The organism is Arthrobacter sp. JB02-1C, assembly GCF_057748045.1.
In genome coordinates, this window is the sequence record NZ_CM173235.1 from 1,818,324 (window position 1) to 1,833,441 (window position 15,118).

A 15,118-nucleotide genomic window follows, 5' to 3' on the forward strand; every position below is an offset into this window, starting at 1 on the left:
ACCGGCCCCCGTTTCTCCAGCTTAGGTCCGACGGCAGGAACCTACCTACCCCACCCCCGGTCGCCGCTCAGCGTTGTCGGTTGCCTGGATGGTGCCCGTGGGTGTCACAATTCAAGGGCCGCCGCTGGCTGTCCTCCCGGAACGTCCGGGCGATCCCGTGGCCTTCACCGTGGCCCAGCCGCGAGATCTCGACGGCCTGGCCCGCCTTCAACACGCGGATCGTTTCACCCGTGCTCCGCTTGCCGAGGGTCAGGCTTTCGATGGAACTCAGGCACACATCCAGGAGGACGGTCGGCGCGGGCACGCCAGCCTGCACGACGAGCAGCCGCTGCCTGGTCAGGATGACATGCCCCTTGCGGCCGGCGAACGCCCCCAGGCCCACCGCACGGACGGCTTCATTACGGCTGAGCAGACCCGCGATATTTTGCGAGTCGGCACGGGCCAGAGGTGGCAGCCCGGCGCGCACCGCGGCCTGCGCCAGGCCGTGGTCGTACAGCGTTCCGGCCGGGAGGCGCTCTTCGATGGTGTGCAGGGCTTCACTCCGGAGCTCCCGGACATGGTCCGTCAACCACCGGATCTCGGTTCCACGCTCGGCCCGGGACAGGTAGCCGGTCAACTGGGCCGGCCGTCGTCGCCGGCGCAGGGAACCGGGCACGCTGACCCGAATTTCTGTTGGGCCGGGAAAAGTCGCCGCAAAACCGGCCATTTCGGCGGCCCGGCCCACGGTTTCCAGTGCGTTCTGGAATTCCGCGAGCAGTAGCCAGCGGACTGCCTCCGCCGCCGGTGCTGCAGGCTCCCCATCCTGCGCCTGCACCCCCTGTCCGCTGGTCCGGAGTACGTCGACGAGGGTCTCAAAGTCGGCCGGCCGGCCCAGCAGGTAGCCCTGCGCCCGCTCGCAGCCGAGGTGCCGCAGGGCGTCCAGCTCGTCGGCGATTTCCACGCCTTCGGCGATCACCCGAAGGCCCAGTCCGCAGCCCAGCCCGACGATCGCGCCAACAAACGGGCCCGAAGGCTCCTGCTCGTCGGTCAGCCGGTTGGTGAAGGACCTGTCGATTTTGACTTCGGTCACCGGCAGTCGATGCAGTTGGGCAAGGGACGAATAGCCGGTGCCGAAGTCATCGATGGAGATCTCGACGCCCAGCTCCCGCAGCTCCCTCAGGTTGTTTTCGTTGGCGGAATTCTGGCAGATGGCCTGTGACTCGGTGATTTCCAAGGTGAGGGCGGTGGCAGGGAACTCGGCGCCCGCCAGGGTGTCCCGGACCAACGCCGTAAATCCTGGGCTGCCAAGCTGGACTGCTGACACATTGACCGACATCTGGAGGGCGTGGCCCCGGGCGTGGAGGTCAGCGCCGGCCCGGCAGGCCGTTTCCAGCACGTGCGCGCCGACCTCCAGGATCAGCCGGCTGTCCTCGGCAAGCGGGATGAACTCAGACGGCGGGAGCAGCCCCAGTTCCGGGTGTTGCCACCGCACCAGCGCCTCGGCTCCGACCACGGCGTTCGTGGCCACGTCGATCTGGGGCTGGTACTGCACCCGGAGTTCACCCCGGAGGGCGGCCCCGCGCAGGTCCGATTCAAGGCGCAGGGCGCTTTCCCGGGTCAGGTCAGGAGCCGCTTGGCCCCGGGCGTGGGCCCTGCTCCGGTACATTTCGACGTCGGCTTGTTCAATCAGCCTGCGGGCCTGGTCCGAGAGCTCCACGCTCCCGTCCGGGACGTCCGCAGGGAGCCATCCGCTGGTGCTGGTCCCGATAGCGACCTCAACGAAAATCTTCCGGCCGTTGACCTCGATCCCCGGGGCAAGTCCTGCCCGGATACGGTCGGCCACGTGGTTGACGTCGGCGGGGTGCTCGACATCCGGTACGAGGACGACGAACTCGTCCCCGCTGTAGCGGGCCACGGTGTCGCCGCCGCGCACTGCGGCCTTGAGCTGCGCCGCGACGTGGCGGAGGGCGGTGTCCCCGGCGGCGTGGCCGAGGCTGTCGTTGATGCGCTTGAACCGGTTCACATCGCAGAACAACAGTCCGACTCGTCGGCCGCTCCGGCCCGCGACGGCCAGTGCTGCTTCCAGCCGGTCCTCCAGGAGTGCCCTGTTGGGCAGGCCGGTCAGCGGATCGTGCAGGGCCTGGTTGCGGGTCTCCTCCAGCAGCCGGGCATTGTCCAGGGCCACCGCAGCGAGGCCCGCCAAGCCGGTAAGGCGCTCCGTCAACACGCTGTCCAGCTGTCGGGGCGGCGGCTCCTCGGCCCAGCAGGCCACGACCAAACCCCTGAGCCCCTTGGCCGCAATGATGGGTGCGGCGACGAACGCGGAAGCGTCGAATTTGTCCAAGATCGCGTTGGCCCAGCTCGACCCCCTGCGGTCCACCAGCATGGGGGCGCCTCGGGCCATGAGCTCGCTCAGTTCCGGGCTGTCCTGCACGGTGGCCGCATGAACGGCGAATTTCTCCGCCATTTCGCCGAACCAGCCGCTCATGCCGGCCACCCGGACCTTGCCGGACCCTTCATCCCAGGCCATCACGCCGGAGCGGTCAGCGCCGGAGAGAGCCGGGATCGCATCGGCGATCGACTGCGCCACGGTTCCGATGGTCGATTGCTGCGTGAGGGTCTGTGCCAGTTGCAGCAGCAGCCGCGTCGTCATCCCGTTTTCCTGCGCTTCGAGCATCGAGCTGGCGATCTCGAGCAGCGCGGCGGCGTGCCCGGCATATGCGGCAAGGGTGTCGACGTCGCCGGAGGAGAACACCTTGCCGGGGCCGGCGACGGCGGCCAGGACGCCGTAGTGCTGTTGCCCCGAGGCGACGGGGGAGCTCAGCACGCTCAAACCAAGTCTGCTCCCGGCTTCCTCGTCGAGGCTAAGGCGGTCACCGTCCAGCGCGGAGGCAAGACCGGCGCCGGTTCCCCCGGCCTGGACGTGTGGTTTGCGGGCGGGCAGCCGTACTGCCAGCAGATGACCGGACGCGTGGAGCGCCTCTGCGGCCCGCGGTGCTACCCGGTCGAGCAGGTCCTGGATGGGTGCCTTGCTGACCAGGTCCGACGCGGCGCTTTCAAGGATCCGCAGCCGGTGTTCGGCAGACCCCGCGTTGCCTGCAGCGGGCGCTGGAGAAGCAGTTCTCGGAGCGGCTGGGGGCTGTGTCATGTATAGGTGTCTTTCTCAGCAAGGGCTCATTCGCCTGCGGGCTTGCTCCGTAGCTCCGCAGCTCCGTCGCGCCGGCCGTGGCGCGCGCCGGCCGTGGCGGCGGGGGAGGGAATGCGAAGGCGATGCAGGGGAAGGCCCGCGGTAGCGATGAGCGGCAGCCGGCCGCCGGCCGGGCGGTCCGGGGCGGCCGCGTTACAGGCTTGGTCCCTGCTGCAAGAGACCCAAGTGACGGTTGGTTTGTTGGTTGACGCTAGGCCCGGGCGACGGCTCAGAGGGATCAACCCGGGTTCGGGCTGGCGCTACCTAAGCGGGTGGTGGATCAGACGCACGGCGGAAACCTTTAGCTGTTCGGTAGCCCGGCTGACCGCGTGGGCCCCGTAGCTTTGCGTCTCCGGCTCGCACCGGATTTGCCCTTATCGACGAGCGGCTGCCCGGTCAGGGGTCAGTGTAACAGGATGCCGGAAGACGGCATGCATCATGCGTTGTGCGGCGCAGGGAGCCCTGGAGTGCCGTATGCCGGGGAAACGGTGCACGGGGACGCGCCCGGGGTTAGAGGGGTTAGAGATGCGCCCGGCACACTGCCTTGAAGGCGTCGATAGCGCGGTCCAAGGCCGCCGGGTCACCTGCCGCAACGGCTGCCAACTCGGTGGTGTAGGCGTGCTTCAGGATGCTGCCGGCCAGCAGCTTGACCACCTCGACGTGCTCCTGATCGTGCCCGGGTGGGACCTCCGCCGCACTCGGGCCGGCGGCCAGCCGCTCGGCGATCAGTGGTTCAACCAGTTGCTGCACCTCGGTGACGTGCTGCTTTAGCCGGGTGGTGAGTTCGGGGACGGCGTGGAGGACTTTGCGCATGCGCGCCCCGGTCATGCTGCCCAAGCCGGCGGCACGCATGGCTGCAGCCATCAGGTGGGCGGCGTCCCCCACCGGGCCGCGGTTACCGGCGCGGAAGTCGGCAACATCGTCCGCCGCCAACACGGTCTCGCGCAGGCCCAGGATGGCGTCTTCCTTGGTGGGAAAGTAGTTGAAAAAAGTGCGGCGGGAAATACCGGCCCGCTCGGCGATGGCCTCCACGGTGGCCGAGCCGAGCCCGCCCTCCAGCGCCGCTGCTGCGGCCGCCTCATGGATGGCGGTCCACGTCTCATCCTTCTGGCGCTCGCGGAGCGACGGTCCCTGTGTTGTCATGCCGCGTCCAGTCATGTGTCAATTTTATGCACCAGTGCATATTTTGCACAAACGCAAGCAGCAAGCAGCGGCCGGCCTTGACCGTCCCCGGCCTGGAGGCGGAGGGTGTCTGTATGAGTAACGTAGATGGACGGGCTGAGACTCCGGGGCGGCCGCCGGAGATTAAATCCACCGAGCTGCAGGAGACGCCGACGGCGGTGTTGCGGGAAACGGTGCGCATGGACTCGTTACGTGAGTTCTTCCACCGCGCCTATCCGGCGGTGCTGGCGGCGGTGCAGCAGCAGGGTACGCAGTTGGCCGGGCCGCCGTTCGCCCTGTACCGGGGTACGCCCTCTGACGTCGTCGATGTTGAGGCCGGCTTTCCGCTGGCCGCACCGTACCCGGGCGGGGGTGCTGGCGGCGTGTCGGCTGGCCTGCTTCCCGGTGGCCGGGCCCTCGAAGCGGTGCACCTTGGCCCGTACGACACGCTGCCCAACACCTACCGTGCGCTGACGGCCAGGATGGAGGCGGATGGCCTGACGCCGGGTGAGTCGATGTGGGAGTCCTACCTCACCGACCCTGCCGCGGACGCCGACCCCGCCGGTTGGAGAACGTTGGTCGTCTGGCCTCTGGCCTGAGCGGGTCCCCTGGCCTGAGCGTCCCCTGGCCTGAGCGGGTTCCCGGGGCGGCGCGGGCGGCTAGTCGGCGTCGATCTCGGCCAAAAGCTTCTTGGCGGCCTCCGCGATGTCGTCATGGCCATGCTGTGCCGCCCGGCTCTCGAGCGAGACGACGGCGCAGCGGTGGATTTTTTTGAAGTCGCCGAAGGGGAAAGTCACGCTGCCCTTGGTGCCTGACGAAGCGTCCGGATCTATGCCCAGGTGCCAGCTGGCGAACTCGGCGAAACCGCTTTTCTCAATGAACTTGTTTTCCTGTTCCGCGGACGGTGCGTGCTCGCTCCAGTCGTCGCGCGTATCGCGCTCCACCTTCCCGTCCTTGACGAGCTTGCGGGCGTGGGCGAGGGCCTTGGTGTTGAGTTTCGTAGCCATGATTTCCTCCGGATTCTCTTGGTCAGGCGGCGCGGATGTCGCGTTAAACACAGTATTCTTCAACTCCTAGCTTGATACCCTAAACTGCTTCACTGAGGTGCCTGAAATGGCGCAGCGCAGCAACGAAAGTGAACCCCGCTATGGCTACCGATTACGACGCCCCACGCAAGACAGAAGAAGAGTCTCCCGCTGAATCCTTGGAGGCACTTCAGGCGTCCCGTGGCGGCGCCCAGACCGCTGTTATCGATGTCGACGAGAACGACACCGCCGAAGGCATCGACCTTCCCGGCGCTGATCTTTCCGGCGAAGAACTGACGGTCATTGTTGTTCCCGAACAGTCGGACGAATTCACCTGCTCCTCCTGCTTCCTGGTCCGCCACCGGTCCCAGGTTGCCAAAGAGAAGAACGGCTTGAAGTACTGCCGCGACTGCGAAGGCTAATCAGCTTTCACCGCGGCCGCCCGCGTCACCGGGCTTGGTTCAAAAAACTCGATTTCTTCACGCAAAAGCGCCGGATACCTGCGGGGTCCGGCGCTTTGCCATACGAGGATGGTGCAGTGTTCGTGACCTTGCGGCTTCACGGTTAACGTTTTGACGCCGATGCGGCCGCAGACCTCGTCGACGGCGTCGCGAAATCCTACGCTTGAGGTGTCTCAGTTGATTTGAACGGGTCTGCTGACCCGAGGGGGCGGTCCGCGTGCATCGATTCCGTACGACGAAACTCTTTGTGTGGCTCACGGCCGTCCTCACAACGGCGGGGCTGGGGCTCCTCGCGCCGGGGCCTGCTGTAGCTGCTCCGTACTGCGGACTCGAGTGGGGCTCGCTGGCAAGGATCGAGGCCGGAATGAGCCAGGCCCAGGTGACCGGCGTCCGGACCGGACAGCACTACTGCTTCGATCGGCTCGTGATCGATGTGAGCGGGCCGGTGGCCGGATACAGCGTGCGCTATGTACCGCAGGTGGCTCAGGGCGGCTCGGGATTGCCGCTCGCTCTGCGCGGCCAGGCGTTCCTCCAGCTCACCGTCAACGCCCCCGCCTACGATGCGGGAGGCAAAGCGACCTACAACCCCAGCGACAAGGGCGAGCTGAGCGACGTCGGCGGATATCAGACGCTCCGGCAGGTGGCCTGGGCCGGCAGCTTCGAGGGTTACACCGGCTTGGGCGTCGGTGTCCGGGGGCGGCTGCCGTTCCGCGTCATGACGCTGGCTGGCCCGGGTTCAGGCTCCCGCCTGGTTCTTGACGTGGCCCACTACTGGTAACGCCCGCCTGGTGATGTCCGCCGGCGACGGCGAAAACTATCCCCTGCCGGGCGCCCAGTCGATGGCAAATGCGTGCCGCCAGTGGGCCTAGTCGCGTCATTGAATGTCAGTGCCTGCTCGTAGTCTTTGGGTATGGAAAGCAGCGTTGCTTTGAGCGCGGAGATCAGGGAAGCGGTGGCGGCCGTTGGCGCGTCCGCCGCTGCACTTGCGGCCTTGTTCGACGTCGCTAGCGACGCCGAACCTGAGTCCGACCCGTTGCATGCCGTGGCGGATGCCTGCTTGGACGGTTTAGCCGAGGTGGCCCGTGGCGAGGCCCGGTTGGCCGCACTGAAAGTGAGACTGGCTGCCGAGTACGTGCGGGCGGCCGAGTCGCTGGCGTCGCCGGCGGCCAGCCTGCAGGAACGAACCGCCCAGGAGATGGCTGTGGTGGCCGAGGTCGCGTGTGTCCTGACGGTCAGTGAAAGAAGCGCCGCGGCCCTGATTGTCGAGTCGCTGGCATTGACGACGGTGCTGCCGTTGACCCTGGCCGCGTTGCAGGACGGGTCGATGTCCTGGCAGCACGCCCGGATCATGGTCGATGAAACTGCGAATCTGGACCCCGCCGGTGCGGCCGCACTGGAGGCGCACTTCCTGGACCCTGCCGCGCCGGACCCGGCCCGCGGCTGTCCGGCGGGGGAGCTGGTGCCGGGCCGGTTCCGGGCGAAGGCGCGGACCTGGCGGGAGCGCCACCACCCGGTCAGTATCGAGGCCCGCCACAGCAAGTGCGCGGCGGACCGGCGGGTGGAGTTCATTCCGGACCGGGACGGCATGGCCTGGCTTAACGCCTACCTGCCCGCCGATACCGCCGCGGGGATCTGGGAACGGGCCACCGCCGCGGCGCGTGCTTTGCAGGGCCCGGCCGAGGCCCGGACCCTGACCCAGCTGCGCGCCGACGTCGCCGCCACCTGGCTCCTGACCGCCGGGATGCATGACGACACAGGTGCTGTCGGTGGTGTTCCGTCGCCGCGGGCGCAGGTCCTGGTCACCGTCCCGGCCCTGTCGCTGCTCGGTGCCACGGCAGAGCCGGCGATGCTGGACGGGTACGGTCCGATCCCGCCGTCGATGGCCCGGCGCCTGGTCGCGGACGGTACCGACTCGTTCTACCGGGTCCTGACCGACCCGCGGGACGGGGCGCCGTTGGAAATCGGGCGGACCAGCTACCGTGTCCCGAAGGCGTTGCGGCAGTGGCTGCGGCTCCGGGACGGCAAATGCTCGTTCCCGGGCTGCAACAACTCATCGCTGGATAACGACGCGGACCACCTGCTGGCCTGGGCCGACGGCGGCAGCACGGGGATCGGCAACCTCGGCCAGCCCTGCCGCAAACACCACCGGCTCAAACACCGCTCCGCGTGGACACCCACCGCCGCGACCAAGGACCACCCGCCCGGCTGGAACTCCCCGGCGGGCCGGCATTACCCCAGCGAACACCAAGACTGGGAACCACCGCACTGGGTGGACGCATTTACGAACCCGGACGACGGTGCAGACGACGGGCTGCCCCCGGATCCCGGACGCGATCCCGACGCGGAACTGCCCCCGGATCCCTTCCCGGACTGGCATGAATTCATCTCTGCACCGCCAATGCTTGCTGCGTAGCGGCTGGAGCGGCCAGGAGTCCCTAAAGTGCGCCGAGCTCCGCTCGAAGCGGGTACTCCTTGCCGTCAAGCACGAGCTGGGTGCAGCGCCGGCTGCTGGGGTTGAGCACGATGGGCGCCATCAAGTTCACGGTGGTTGAGGTGGGGGAGTGGTTGATGACGACCAGCACCTGCGGAGCTTCACCGGCGCCGAGTTCCAACGCTTCGAGTGCGGCGGCCGGGAGCGGGGGAGCGTAGCTCGGGACGAAGACCGCCGCGTCGGCCAAGAACAGGCGCACCGCCACTGGTTGCTCCGCTTCCAGCGCGAACAGGCCGGGAGCGCTGTCGATATTCCGCAGCGCGAAGTCGTGGACGTTCTCCAAGCCGGGCATGGGGGCAGTGAAGGTTACCGGCGTGCTGCTAAGGACCGAGTTCATCGCAGGAAGTCCATCAGCGTGGGCTGCAGGACCCGCGCGGTGGCGGCCAGGGCCACCTGGTAGTTGGTTTCCTGTAGCTTCAGCTCCATGATCACGCTGCCGAGGTCAGCTTTTTCTATCCCGGTCCGCTGGGCGTCCAAGGAAGCCTCCATTTCGGTGTTGACGTTGCCGGCACGTTCCAGCTGTGCCTGCCGTGTTCCAATTTCAGCACGGCCGTTGACGATGTTCTTAAAAGCGGTGTCGATGTCGGCTACCTGGGTTGAGGTGGGCGACGCTCCGCCCTTCAGTGCGGCGGCAAGCGACCGGACGGCTTCGAATACCGAGGTCGTCTTGAACTCGAAGATGGCGGCGCCGTCCGCATCGACCCGGACGGTTTCGGTGGCGCTGATGCGTCTTTCCACCGGGCTGATGCCCGCACCCTGATAGGTCGGAGGAATTGCTCCGCTGAAGGCTTCGACGGCGTCGGAGTTCCCGGCGAAGATGTTTCGGCCCAGGTGTTTGGAGTTCGCGATCGAGACCAGATCCTTGTTAAGGGAGTCGAGCTCGGCGGCAATCGCATCCTTGCCCGACTGGTTGAGCGAGCCGTTGCCGGCCAGGACGGTGAGGTCCTTGACCCGGTGCATGACGTTGGTGGCCTGCTCCAGCGCGGAGTCGGCGGCCGTGAGCCAGCTGTTGCCGTCGTCGATGTTCCGGCCGTACTGGGCGTTGGCGGCCTGGAGCGAGCGGGTGGCCAGCGACTGGGCCGTGGCGGCGGGATCGTCGGAAGGGCGGGAAATCTTGTCGAGGGAGGATGCCTTGTCCTGCAACTGGGCCAGCTTGGCCTGCTGGAACTGCAGGGTTCGCTGCGCATTCGCGCTCATGGTCAGGTTCGTTACCCGGTTCAGCATGGTTCTACCTTCCCACCAATCCGGTGCGGTTGATCAGGACGTCCAGCGCCTCGTCGACGGCGGTCATCACGCGGGCCGCTGCCTGGTAGGCGTGCTGGTTGGTGAGCAGGTTGACGTTTTCTTCGTCCAGGCTCACCGACGCCTGGGAGGCGCGGCTGGTCAGTGCGGAGACCTGGGCCGCCGAGGTAAGCGATTCGTGCTGCTGCGCGCCGCGGGACTGCACACCGATGGTGGTGACGATGCCGGACCAGACCTTGTCCGGTGAGCTCGCGCCGGTGCCAAGCTGGGAGATCTTGTCGGCGATGCTGGTATCGAGGGCGCCGGATTTCTCCGCTTTCAGGGCGATGCCGTTGATGTCCGTCGGACCTTTGATGCTGAGCGCGGCTGGACCGGTGCCGGTGGTAAAGAAGGGTTGGCCCATCGCCCCATTGGGAACCTGGCCATCCTTGTGGATGTCGTTGACGGCCGTGGCCAGCTCAGTCGCGAAGCTGTTGAACGACTCGGCGGCCGTGGCGATGACGCCACCCTGGCTTGCCGGAGCCAGCACGGAGAGCGCGCCGGCAATTTCACCGCCGTCGGGCCCTGCCGGGGTCTTAGTGTCCGCCCACTGCAGCTGCACGGTAGATCCGAGGACATCCCCGGATTGGTTGCCGGAGAGTTCGAGGCCTCGCACCGAGGTGCCCATCACGAGGGCGTTTCCGCCGACGTGAACGTCCACGGTGCCGTCGGCCTGTTCGCGGACGGTGCCGCCGGCCAGGCGAGAGATGGTCTCGGTGAGTTTGGCGCGGGCATCGATCAGCTCGTTGGCGGAGCCGCCGGCGGCGAGGGTCGAGCGGATGGTGGCGTTGTAGGCCGCGACCTGGCTGGCTGCGGCGTTGACGGCGACGACGGCGTCGCTGGCCTGGGCGCGAACGCTGCTCCATTGCGCCTGCAGGGCCTGGTAGCCGGAGGAAATCTTGTCCGTGACCGAGTTGGCGGCGTTCAGCAGGAGGCCCTTGGGCCCGTCCTCGTCCGGCTGCCTCGCGGCGCCTTGCCAGGCGGACCAGAAATGCTGCAGGGCGGTGGAGATGCCGTTGTCACCTGGCTCCTGCAGGATACCTTCGATGCCTTGCAGGGCCGAGGAACGAACGCTGGCGTAGCCTGCCTGCGCGCTGGTGGACCGGACGCTGCCATCCAGGAAGCTGTTGCCGAGCCGGGCGATGGCGTCTACCGAGACTCCCTGACCGGTCTGCAGCACGCCACCGCTGAAGATGCCGCGGGCCGGCGCGGCCAGTGCGGATTGTTCCACGCGCTGCCGGGTGTAGCCCTCTGTGGCGGCGTTGGCGATATTCTGACCGGCCACGTTCATGCCCTGCTGGGCTGCAGTCAGCCCGCGGTAGGCGGTATTCAGGGCGCCGAAGGTGCTCATGGTCGCTTCCTTAGAATTGCTGGTCGAAAATACGTGAACCGGCCGATTCGCCGGTCTTGCCCCGAGCATCGTAGGTGCCGGCCGCGGCCACGGGATTGAGATCCGCCAAGGACTCCTGCGTGGAACGAACCGCGGTGCGGAGATACTGCTCGTTGGAATCGCGCAGCTCCTTGATCAGGGCCGTTTGCCGGGTCAGGGCCGCGAGATGCGCCGTAAGAACTTCTGCCCACGCGCCTTCGGGTGCCGCAGCTGCGAGTTCACCGAGCGTCGCGTCGGTGGGCAGTCCCCACGTTTCGGCGACGACGGCGGCCTCGATAGTGCGCGCCAGGCTCGCCTGGGACAGGTGCCCCAGGACCTGTTCGACTTCGCGGGTGCCGTGCGGCAGCCAGCGGGACTTGCCGGAGGTGAGCAACAGCTGCTCTTCCTCGAGCTTGAACGTCAGAACGTCCAGAAGTTCACGCTCCCGCCACAGCAAGGCGGAAAGTTCGTGGATGGCCATAGTCCGGAGGGCTCCCTCAGGTGTGAATGGTGCGGTGACAGGGCATGCTGCCGAGGCGGGGAATCATCGTGCGGACAATGCAGCCTTCAGCAGGGTTCGTACAAACTATCGGCAGGGTTTGCGCACCGGTTAGCAGGAATAGGGCCGATAACTGGCGGAAATTTGGCCGGGGGCATGCCCTGAAAAGAATTTTGGATTTCTCCTTACCTGAGCAGTCCAGGTGGCGATAGCTACTCCTGAAGGCCCACGGATGGGCCATCGCTTACAGTCCCAACTCACGGAGGAAATACCATGGGCTTCGTTATCAACAACAACCTCGCGGCGAACAACTCGTACCGCAACCTCAACGCCACGCAGACCGACCTCTCCAAGTCCTTGGAGAAGCTGTCCACCGGCCTGCGCATTAACCGCGCCGGCGATGACGCAGCAGGCCTCTCCATCTCCGAGGGCCTGAAGGCACAGGTTACCGGTTCGGCTCAGGCCGCCCGTAACGCTCAGGACGGCATCTCGGTTATCCAGACCACCGAAGGTGCCTTGACCGAGGTTCACTCGATCCTGCAGCGCATGCGTGACCTCGCTGTGCAGGGTTCCAGCGAAACGAATAACGCTGAGGCCCGTGGCGCAATTGAAAAGGAAGCGCTTGAGCTCGGCAAGGAGCTGAATCGTGTTTCGGAAGCAACGAACTTCAACGGGATCGACCTCCTGAAGGGTAACTCCCTGGCTATCCAGGTTGGTACCGGTTCCAACGTTGCCAAAGACGTTATCTCGCTTGCGCTGGGCAACGTCGAAGGCACCACGGGGGTCAATGACGGCACAACCGTGCTGTCTGATGCAGGCGGCGCAACCGGGTTCAAATTGGACACGGCAGCCAACCGCACGCTGACCATCGATGCTATCGACGCTGCCATCAAGAACGTCTCCGCTCAGCGAGCAGATCTGGGTGCAACGCAAAACCGTCTCGAGCACACGATCAAGTCCCTCAACATCGCCGGTGAGAACCTGCAGGCCGCTCAGTCCCGCATCGCCGACGTCGACATGGCTCAGGAAATGGTCAAGTTCACCAAGGCCAACATCCTGTCCCAGGCCGGCACCGCAATGCTGGCCCAGGCCAACCAGTCCAGCCAGGGCGTTCTTTCGCTTCTGCGCTAGGCCTGACCCGGCAGACCGCCAGTTCAAGCAGTAGGACTGTAGGGCTGCCACCCTGATCGGACGAAGAGACACCCCCGATCAACACGCTGCGGAAGGGCCGGACGATGCCAAAATCATCGTCCGGCCCTTACGTGCAACACCGCAACGCCTAAAGCAGCAGCAGGAACGCGTTCACTAAGACTTGGAGAGGCAGCAATGGGGATCTCACTCGACGGATTGGCCAGTGGGCTGGACACTACCGCCCTCATCGGCTCCATCATGCAGGTGGAGGCCATTCCCCAGACGCTGCTTAAGAACAAGTCCGCCGACATCCAGTCCATGGTCTCGGCGCTGCAGGGGCTCAACAGCAAGGTCGCCGCCCTAGCTACCCAGGCCACCGCCGCAGCGAAGCCCGGCGCCCTGGACCTCTATGCCGCTACCTCGAGCAGCGACAAAGTAGCCGTGACCACCACCGCGGCCGCCAAGGCCGGTTCCCTCGATTTTCAGGTCACGAAACTGGCCCAAACCCAAGTCACGGTAACGCCGAAGGTGAATGCCGTGGTGGGCTGGCCCTACACCACCATGACGATTAGGAGCGGCGGCGTCGACTACACGATCGAGCCGCTGGGCAGCAACCTCGACGATGTCGTGTCAGCCGTCAACGCCAAGGGGGCGGGAGTCACCGCCACCAAGGTGGACGTCGGCAACGGGGACTTCCGGCTCCAATTCACCGCAACAAAGTCCGGCGAAGCCGGCAAGTTCACGGTCACCGGTCCGGCGGACCCGTTCACGGATGTGACAGTTGCGCAGGACGCCGAACTGGTGCTTTGGCCAACAAATCCGGCCGTACAAACCACCATAAAATCATCGACGAACACCTTCACGAGCCTCCTGCCCGGCGTCTCCATCACGGCTAAGGAAGTCAGCGCCGCCCCGGTGACCCTCACGGTGGCCCGCGACGACGCGGGCATCACGAAGCTCGCCTCGGACCTCGTCACCGGCGTCAACGGCATCTTCTCCTACGTGTCTGCCAGGACAGCGGTCAGCACCACCACCGGCACCAGCGGCGCCAAGACCTCCGCCGGCATCTTCGCCGGCGACAGCACGGTCCGCTCCATCAACCAGAACATCCTCTCCGCCGCGTCGCTGCCGGTCGGCACCCCGCCGCGGTCGCCGTCGGAAGTCGGCATCAGCATCACCAAGACCGGCACCATGGAGTTCGACGCCACCAAGTTCGGCGCCGCCCTCGCCGCCGACCCTGCCGGCACGGCAGCCAAGGTCCAGGAGCTCGCCGGCCGCATCGCTGCCGCATCCACCGCGGCGTCCGACAAGTACGACGGGACGCTGACCAAAACGATCACCGGCCAGCAGTCCGAAGTCCGCGACCTTGCCGGCAGGATCAGCGACTGGGACACCCGGCTCGCCTCACGCCAGGCCACCCTCAAGAGCACGTACTCGGCCCTGGAAGTGGCGCTGAGCAATATGAAGGCCCAACAGTCCTGGCTCACCTCGCAGCTTGCCGGCCTGTCCAGCGGAAGTAACAAGTAATGACCTACGGAAATAGCTACGGCGGCTACGGCAACGGAGGCGGCTCCGGACATACCGCCCAGCGCAACCAGTACCTCGCCGACTCGGTCCTCTCCGCCCCACCGGCGCGGCTGCTCACCATGCTCTACGACCGGCTCCTCCTGGACCTGGGCCGCGCCGAGGCCGCTCAACAGAGCGCCAACTGGCCGGTCGCCTCCGAGAACCTGCTGCACGGCCAGGCCATCATCGCCGAGCTGATTTCCTCGCTCAAGACGGACGCCTGGGACGGCGCGGACGGCCTGCTGGGCCTCTACAACTACGCCTTCACCGCCCTGGTCAACGCCAACATCCAGCGCGACGCCGCCCTCACCCGGGAAGCCATCGAACTGCTGGAGCCGCTGCGCCAGGCCTGGCATGACGCCGCCGCGGCCATCCCCGCGGCGCGGCCGACGTCGTCCGCGGCACCCGCGGCACCCGCGGCACCCGCGGCAGCCCCGACGTCGTCCGCGTTCGCCGGCGCCGGCGCCTGGGCGACCCAGCCCGCAGCCGGCGGGAGCCTCGGTTTTGGCTGAGCAGGTCTGGGAGGAGTACCCGAACGAGCCGGACCCGGCGGCCGAGGACCCGGCACTTACCGCCTGGTCCCGAGTGCTGGACCTCCTGGAGTTGGCGGTCGACGCCGCGGAACGGACGTTGAAGGATCCGCTGGGCCCCCTGTCAGCCCCGGCGCAGCCGGTGGCGGCCCTGCCGGTAGAGCGCTGGTCCCCGCCATCGATCAACGCACAGGTGCCTCCCGCTGCCCGGCGACGTGCGTTGGCGCTGTCCGCGGCGCAGGATCGCGTGGCCCGGCGGCTCGAAGCCGCCAAACACGACGTGGCCCGGCAACTGCATGCCGTGAACTCGGTGCCCGGCGTGGGGACGCCGTCGGCAGCGGTCTACCTCGATGTGAACGGCTGACCCAGCACCAGGCAGGGCTGCCGCAAAACTACCCAGTAAATCTTTCGCATATTTCGCTAACGCGGCGCTGACCA

General features: G+C 66.7%; 15 protein-coding genes and 1 riboswitch. Of the genes, 8 read left to right on the forward strand and 7 right to left on the reverse strand.

The features are described from left to right. Nucleotides 1–67: 67 nt before the first annotated feature. Both AC3ANP_RS08790 and AC3ANP_RS08795 read right to left on the reverse strand, forming a co-directional pair. The gene (locus AC3ANP_RS08790) at nucleotides 68–3,127 is read right to left on the reverse strand and encodes a putative bifunctional diguanylate cyclase/phosphodiesterase (RefSeq protein ID WP_488332923.1); all 3,060 of its coding nucleotides are present in this window, start codon (nucleotides 3,125–3,127) and stop codon (nucleotides 68–70) included. A gap of 347 nt (nucleotides 3,128–3,474) precedes the next feature. Then, nucleotides 3,475–3,549: riboswitch (cyclic di-GMP riboswitch) on the reverse strand. A 136-nt stretch (nucleotides 3,550–3,685) separates the two neighbouring features. Then, nucleotides 3,686–4,324: a TetR/AcrR family transcriptional regulator gene (locus AC3ANP_RS08795; protein WP_488332924.1), complete on the reverse strand. Its 639-nt coding sequence runs from the start codon at nucleotides 4,322–4,324 to the stop codon at nucleotides 3,686–3,688. A 98-nt stretch (nucleotides 4,325–4,422) separates the two neighbouring features. On the opposite strand from AC3ANP_RS08795, the gene AC3ANP_RS08800 reads away from it, so the two are divergent. Next, the gene (locus AC3ANP_RS08800; protein WP_488332925.1) at nucleotides 4,423–4,926 is read left to right on the forward strand and encodes a GyrI-like domain-containing protein; all 504 of its coding nucleotides are present in this window, start codon (nucleotides 4,423–4,425) and stop codon (nucleotides 4,924–4,926) included. Between the two features lie 60 nt (nucleotides 4,927–4,986). On the opposite strand, the gene AC3ANP_RS08805 is transcribed toward AC3ANP_RS08800, so the two are convergent. Continuing rightward, nucleotides 4,987–5,334: a hypothetical protein gene (locus tag AC3ANP_RS08805; protein WP_488332926.1), complete on the reverse strand. Its 348-nt coding sequence runs from the start codon at nucleotides 5,332–5,334 to the stop codon at nucleotides 4,987–4,989. A gap of 140 nt (nucleotides 5,335–5,474) precedes the next feature. Here AC3ANP_RS08805 and AC3ANP_RS08810 point away from each other — a divergent pair, with 140 nt between their 5' ends. The 3 genes from AC3ANP_RS08810 (at nucleotide 5,475) to AC3ANP_RS08820 (ending at nucleotide 8,226) form a co-directional block, all read left to right on the forward strand. Continuing rightward, a complete protein-coding gene (locus AC3ANP_RS08810) occupies nucleotides 5,475–5,774 on the forward strand; it encodes a DUF4193 domain-containing protein (protein ID WP_488332927.1) in 300 nt (99 codons plus the stop codon). Between the two features lie 256 nt (nucleotides 5,775–6,030). Then, the gene (locus AC3ANP_RS08815; RefSeq protein WP_488332928.1) at nucleotides 6,031–6,591 is read left to right on the forward strand and encodes an AMIN-like domain-containing (lipo)protein; all 561 of its coding nucleotides are present in this window, start codon (nucleotides 6,031–6,033) and stop codon (nucleotides 6,589–6,591) included. 132 nt (nucleotides 6,592–6,723) lie between these two features. Further along, on the forward strand, nucleotides 6,724–8,226 hold the full coding sequence (locus AC3ANP_RS08820; protein WP_488332929.1) for an HNH endonuclease signature motif containing protein: 1,503 nt from the start codon (nucleotides 6,724–6,726) through the stop codon (nucleotides 8,224–8,226). 22 nt (nucleotides 8,227–8,248) lie between these two features. On the opposite strand, the gene fliW is transcribed toward AC3ANP_RS08820, so the two are convergent. Genes fliW through AC3ANP_RS08840 form a run of 4 tightly spaced genes read right to left on the reverse strand, consistent with a single transcriptional unit; the run spans nucleotide 8,249 to nucleotide 11,435 of the window. Then, nucleotides 8,249–8,596 (reverse strand): flagellar assembly protein FliW, encoded by a 348-nt coding sequence (gene fliW / locus AC3ANP_RS08825; protein WP_488332930.1) that lies wholly within the window; start codon nucleotides 8,594–8,596, stop codon nucleotides 8,249–8,251. Nucleotides 8,597–8,637: 41 nt separating this feature from the next. After that, a complete protein-coding gene (gene flgL / locus AC3ANP_RS08830; RefSeq protein WP_488332931.1) occupies nucleotides 8,638–9,528 on the reverse strand; it encodes a flagellar hook-associated protein FlgL in 891 nt (296 codons plus the stop codon). 4 nt (nucleotides 9,529–9,532) lie between these two features. Continuing rightward, nucleotides 9,533–10,936, reverse strand: coding sequence for a flagellar hook-associated protein FlgK (flgK, locus tag AC3ANP_RS08835; protein ID WP_488332932.1), 1,404 nt, complete (start codon nucleotides 10,934–10,936; stop codon nucleotides 9,533–9,535). A 10-nt stretch (nucleotides 10,937–10,946) separates the two neighbouring features. Continuing rightward, nucleotides 10,947–11,435, reverse strand: coding sequence for a flagellar protein FlgN (locus AC3ANP_RS08840; RefSeq protein ID WP_488332933.1), 489 nt, complete (start codon nucleotides 11,433–11,435; stop codon nucleotides 10,947–10,949). A 291-nt stretch (nucleotides 11,436–11,726) separates the two neighbouring features. On the opposite strand from AC3ANP_RS08840, the gene AC3ANP_RS08845 reads away from it, so the two are divergent. The 4 genes from AC3ANP_RS08845 (at nucleotide 11,727) to AC3ANP_RS08860 (ending at nucleotide 15,044) form a co-directional block, all read left to right on the forward strand. Further along, nucleotides 11,727–12,584, forward strand: a complete 858-nt coding sequence (locus AC3ANP_RS08845) for a flagellin N-terminal helical domain-containing protein (RefSeq protein ID WP_488332934.1) — start codon at nucleotides 11,727–11,729, stop codon at nucleotides 12,582–12,584. Nucleotides 12,585–12,779: 195 nt separating this feature from the next. Next, complete coding sequence (fliD, locus tag AC3ANP_RS08850; protein WP_488332935.1) at nucleotides 12,780–14,111, forward strand: flagellar filament capping protein FliD; 1,332 nt, start codon at nucleotides 12,780–12,782, stop codon at nucleotides 14,109–14,111. Continuing rightward, nucleotides 14,111–14,662: a flagellar export chaperone FliS gene (fliS, locus tag AC3ANP_RS08855; protein ID WP_488332936.1), complete on the forward strand. Its 552-nt coding sequence runs from the start codon at nucleotides 14,111–14,113 to the stop codon at nucleotides 14,660–14,662. The genes fliD and fliS overlap by 1 nt, the downstream gene beginning before the upstream one ends. Next, nucleotides 14,655–15,044, forward strand: a complete 390-nt coding sequence (locus tag AC3ANP_RS08860; protein WP_488332937.1) for a hypothetical protein — start codon at nucleotides 14,655–14,657, stop codon at nucleotides 15,042–15,044. Before fliS ends, AC3ANP_RS08860 begins: the two co-directional genes overlap by 8 nt. The last annotated feature ends 74 nt before the right edge of the window (nucleotides 15,045–15,118 follow it).